Here is a 5,010-nt window from a genome sequence, read left to right on the forward strand (position 1 = left end):
CCGACACCAGCTCCTGCCTGGCCTCGAAGCCGAGGTTGCCTGGTATCTCGTCCGCGTAGAGCGTGCCCTGCGGGCCGAACGCGAAGTCCATCGTCCAGAAGTACTGCCCGTCGACCCCGGACAGTTCGGCCGCGGGAACGAAGCGGGTGGGGGTCACGCGCACGATCGCGGCGCCGTTGCCGGCGTAGACCGCGCCGCCGGGGCCGCGGGCGAGGTCGGGCGCCGTGCCGCCGCTGCCCCGGTCGTAGCCGACGTAGGTGGCGGCGCCGCCTGGCGCCACGCGCCAGATGGCCCAGCCGTTGAACCCCGAGACGTAAAGGTCGCCCGCGTTGTCGAGCGCGATTGTCCCGAGGTTCTGATCCAGCGAGGCCGGCAGGCCCGGGACGTCGCCGAAGGAGACGCGATGTGCCCGGATCGCGTAAAGCCGCCCCCCCGTGCGTCATGCGCAGCAGCTGCGTGCTCGTGGCCAGGTAGAGCACGCCGCCCGGGCCGAATGCGATCGACAGGCTCGGGCCAAGCGAGGCCCGCAGTGCCGGCGTGCCGTTCGGCACCGCGGGGACCGGATTCGGGCCGGCCGGCGAGGACGCCGACCCGTCGCCGGCGACCGTCTCGATCACGCCGCCGGTTCCGATGACACGGACCCGCCCGGAGTCGGCGAAGTACAGGTCGCCGTTCGCGGCGAACGTCAGGTCGGACGGATCGGACAGCTCGGCGTCGATCGCCTTCCCCCCGTTGCCTGAATAGCCGGCGGTCCCCGTGCCCGCGACGGCCCGAAACGTCCCGTCCGGCAGCCGGACGAGGATGCGATGCTGGCCGGGGGCGGCGACGTACAAAGCGCCGCCCGGCCCGACGGCGAGCGACCCGGCCACCTCCAGCGTCACGAGCGGTCCGGTCGGCAGCGTGCCGGCCGATTGCTGCCCGGGGATGGTCACCCGGGCGCCGCGCGGCGAGGCGACCCGGGCGCCGCGGTGCCCGCCGCCCGACGTCAGCGCGAACCCGGCACCCGTCGCCGCCGCCGCGAGCATGATGGCCGACAGCCCGATCGCCCACCGTCGCCGGCGCAGCCGCCTGGCCTCGCGGATCAGCGCCTGCGCGTCAGCCGTGTCCGACGGGTGCGAGACGCCGGCCCGGCTCACGATGCGGTGCACGCCGACCCCTTACGAGACCGTCTCGATCATCGCGATGAGCTCGTCCGGCCGGTAGCCGTGCCGGCGGGCGAACGCGACGAGCTCCCGCACCTTCGCAAGGACCGCGCCGCGCTCAGGCGTGCCCGCGACCGTGATCCCGTGCCCGCGCCGGAACTCGAGCAGGCCCTCGTCCCGCAGCGCGCGCAGCGCGCGCAGCACCGTGTTCCTGTTCACGCCGAGGACCGTCGCCAGGTCCTTCGCCAGCGGCATCCGCTCGCCGGGCTTCGCTTCACCGTCCGCGATCGCCCGCCGGATCTCGGCGGCGACCTGCTCGTAGAGGGGCGTGGGCTCGGAAAGATCAAGGCTGAATTCGTCCATGGTACTAATTATGATAACACCATGGTTCTTAGCCGCAAGCGCCGCGAGCTCAGTGCCTGCCAGCTAGGTGTACAGGTACAGAACGACGTTGCTGGCGCCGCCCGCAGCCGTCACGACCACCTTGACCGTCGCGCCCTCGGTGCCCTTAGGCGTGGTGACGGTGAGTGAGGTGGTCGAGGTGACCACTACCTTGGTGCCCGCCTTGCCGCCGAACGTCACCGACTTGACGTCAACGAAGTTGCTGCCATGGATGGTCACCTTCGTGCCGCCGCCCGCCGTACCCTTGGCCGGCGAAATCGAGGAGATGCGCGGCACGCCTGCAGCGTAGGTGAAGCGGTCGGCAGGAACCGCGCTCGTGTACGCGCCGTCCTCGACGGAGACCCGCAGGTCCACGGTGCCCGGTGATTCGGCCGGCAGCGTCACCGTGCACGCCGTGGTGGTGCAGGACGGGGTCAGCGTGGCCAGGAGCGTGGCGCCGGAGTAGACCCCGACCCGGTCTGCGCCCGCGATCGGCAGGAACCCGGTGCCGTCGATCGTGACTTGCGCCGTCTCCCCGGCCACACCAGTGGCAGGGGAGACGGCGGCGACCCGGTCCGTCGTCAGCGCGGTGGCCAGCTGCCGGCACATCAGCGCGGTATAGCCAGGGAAGTACGTGCTGGCGCCGCCCGTCGAGCCGACACCTCCGACGATCGGGGCTCCGAGACCGGACGCGAGGTCGTAACCCGTGGTCGCCGGATAAAGGCCGTCGGCGTACCCGGACGGCGTGTAGTCGTTGTTCCCGCTTGTGATGTCCTTGATGACTTGCGGATAAGAACCGCCGTAAATGGTGGCCTGGTCGCTTGCCACCGCGGCGTACAGCGCCTGCGGCAGCACCCCCGCCGGGCCTGAGTCATAGGCCGAGCAGAACGGCGAAGCGTCCGTGAGCGCGGCGATGGCCGCCCACAGCGGCGTGGCCGCGCTGGTTCCGCCCCAGCCGCCTTCCCATGCGCCGTCGTAGTAGATGACGTAGCCGCTGTAGGGGTCGGCGTTAGCCGAGACGTCCGGGACCTCCCGCTGATACCCCTGCGAGTCCACGCTGTCCGTGCAGGCGGAGTTCGTCGGGTCGTACGGGCTGAAAATACCGGGGATCGACGGCTGGTACTGGTAGTCGGGCATGCACCAGTACGCCGAAACGCCGCCGCCGCCGGCACCCAGATCGCTGTCCGACTCGTTCCAGACGACCTCACTACCGCTGGATTCGATCTCCGTGCCGCCGACGCTGACGATGTAGGGCGTCACCGCGGGAGCGAGAACGTCGAGGGTGGCGTCGGGCGCGCCGGCGCTGGAGCAGGCGGTCGAGCCGTTGTCACCCGCTGCCGCGAGGATGGTCTGGCCCTGCGCGTCGGCCTGTTCGGCCAGTTCCTCGTCCGCGTTGAGGTCCGCGGTGTCCCACTCCGACTCGCACAGTCCCCATGACGACGAAAGCACGCTGTCGGTGTCGTCGGCGACGAAGTCGCTGAAGATGTCGTACATCCCCTCACTGATCGTGTTAGGCGCCTGGTAGACGTCGATAGTTGCTTCCGGCGCCAGGCCGGCGAGGATCTCGATGTCCAGCGCGGCCTCGCCCGAACCGGCGCCGGTCCCCGCGCCGCCGTCGACCGTGATGTAGGTGACCGGGGTGGAGATGCCGTAGCACGACTCGTAGGCGCTGATATCCGAGGGCAGGTTCGGCTCGAACTCCATGACCGCGATCCGCTCGCCCTGCCCGAAGTCGTCCAGGCCATAAAGCTGCGACATTCCGTAGTAGTCCGCGAACACGTTGATCGTGTCGGGCCAGGCGTCGCTGGCAGCCGCGCACGGCTGCGGTCCTGCCGTGCCGGCCGCCGCCGGCACGTCCTGGCTGGGCGGCCCGGCCCGGCCCGGCTGCGTCCGCTCCAGCGATGACTGCGCCTGATACAGGTCGTTCAGGCCCAGTACGCCGTCGACAAGCGGGGCCACAGCCGCGGCGATCTCCGGCGCGGCTGAGTTCGCGTAGGCCACCCGTCCTCCGGGGAGCCGGTACCTCAGCAGGCTGATGCCGAAGGCGTGCTCGATCGCTGAGGCGGTCGCCGTGACCGGGATGGTCAGCCGGTCCGCGGTGACCTGACCGGGGGACAGCCCGGCCGCCGTCAAGGCCGCCTCGACCGCCGCCACCTGCGAAAGCGTCGGGCCGAACAGCGGGCCGAACTGCCCCTTGCGCAGGAAGCGGTGGAAGTAGGGCGACTTCCGGTTCGCCAGGCCACTGAGATAAGCCGTCAGGGCGGCTTGATCGCGCACCTTGAGCACGACGTCGAAGTGAACCTGCTGACTGGCTGGCACCGTTCCGAGGCTGGTGGCACCGGCCGGCGTCCGCGGTGCCCCGCTCGCTCGCAACACCACCCGTGCCGACACGGACGACGACACCGCGGTAGAGGTCGCCGCCAGGGAGGGAACCGCCGCCGCCTGGCTGCCAAGCAGCGTGCCCGCGGCGAGTAGCGGTACGCCAATGGCTTGCAGAGCCAGCCAGGCTTTTTTCATAATTTCCCCCGCTTAGTCAGTTACGAGGGGGATGTTAACGGCAACGGAAGCCGTTTAACGGCGTACTTCTTAAATCCGGCGTGCCGCAGCCGGGCGTCGCCGCTGCGAGGGGCAGCCCGGGCCGGCCCCGCCACGGGCGAGGTGGCTGCGAGGTGACCGCGGCGCAACCCGCCTACCCGCCCGCAACACGTACTGGCTGAGGAAATTCTGCCGCTCCCGCGCCGGCAGCTCCCGCTCAGGGTCCACCGGATCCTCGCCACGCGACAGGTCGATCGGCAGTGCGCCCATAAGCCCATGCCAAGCCGCCGACTGCGCTGCCGTCCTTGTCCCCGCACAGGTGTTCGGGCGCTGGCGCTGTTCCCACCAGCCGGGGTAGCTGATCCAGCAAGCATAAGACCTCCCGGAAACCGGCATGGAGCATGATCATGGGTCATAGGTGGTCATATAGAGCACCAACGACCCATGATGAGGCCGCCCATACCCCGCGACCGGGGGCGTGGCCGGGGCTCCTGGCCGACTGGAGATTCGATTTATGCACTTGCACCCAGGCTGAACAGCTACGCCCCGGGCGCGCGCCCTCGTTATCCCGGAATGAGCCAGTGGAGCCAGGTGCCGTGGCTGTCGGTGAGGGCAACCGTGCCGAGGCCGTCCTGCATAAGCGCGAAGCAGTGATGGCGATCCGCGGCGCCTGGTGCGGCGCCGGCGGCGTCTCCTGCTGCGGGCAGGCCGGGTCGCCGGAGCGCGGTACCCGGCCGCCGGGCAGGGTGTGCCGCAGCGCGAGGTAGCTGATCTCGTGCTCCCGGCGCTCACGGTAAAGAAAGGTCAGCGCCCCGGCGGGGCAGGCACGGCCGCTACCCCGGCCTGCCTGACTGGGCCGGCTGCGCCAACGGCCCGGCCGTATCGGGCCGGCTGCGCCAACGGCCCGGTTGCCTTCACTCCCGGCAGTGTGCGGCTGGCCCGAGGCTGGGGG

The 5,010-nt window shown here is 70.6% G+C and carries 5 protein-coding genes; 2 read left to right on the plus strand and 3 right to left on the minus strand.

Annotated elements, in window-relative coordinates; all coding sequences use genetic code 11:
- Nucleotides 1-280: hypothetical protein (locus tag Q1N79_RS01460; RefSeq protein ID WP_300603152.1), on the minus strand; the 280-nt coding region annotated here is incomplete at its 3' end.
- Nucleotides 281-537: 257 nt separating this feature from the next.
- On the opposite strand from Q1N79_RS01460, the gene Q1N79_RS01465 reads away from it, so the two are divergent.
- Both Q1N79_RS01465 and Q1N79_RS01470 read left to right on the plus strand, forming a co-directional pair.
- Nucleotides 538-744, plus strand: a complete 207-nt coding sequence (locus Q1N79_RS01465; protein WP_300603155.1) for a hypothetical protein — start codon at nucleotides 538-540, stop codon at nucleotides 742-744.
- Nucleotides 745-801: 57 nt separating this feature from the next.
- The gene (locus tag Q1N79_RS01470; RefSeq protein WP_300603158.1) at nucleotides 802-1,203 is read left to right on the plus strand and encodes a hypothetical protein; all 402 of its coding nucleotides are present in this window, start codon (nucleotides 802-804) and stop codon (nucleotides 1,201-1,203) included.
- Here the strand turns inward: Q1N79_RS01470 and Q1N79_RS01475 are convergent.
- On the minus strand, nucleotides 1,158-1,505 hold the full coding sequence (locus Q1N79_RS01475; protein ID WP_300603161.1) for a GntR family transcriptional regulator: 348 nt from the start codon (nucleotides 1,503-1,505) through the stop codon (nucleotides 1,158-1,160). The two genes, Q1N79_RS01470 and Q1N79_RS01475, sit on opposite strands and share 46 nt — an antisense overlap.
- A gap of 63 nt (nucleotides 1,506-1,568) precedes the next feature.
- Nucleotides 1,569-4,040, minus strand: coding sequence for a protease pro-enzyme activation domain-containing protein (locus tag Q1N79_RS01480; RefSeq protein WP_300603164.1), 2,472 nt, complete (start codon nucleotides 4,038-4,040; stop codon nucleotides 1,569-1,571).
- Between the last annotated feature and the right edge of the window lie 970 nt (nucleotides 4,041-5,010).

Source organism: Trebonia sp., assembly GCF_030042015.1.
In the GTDB taxonomy this organism is placed as follows: domain Bacteria; phylum Actinomycetota; class Actinomycetes; order Streptosporangiales; family Streptosporangiaceae; genus Trebonia.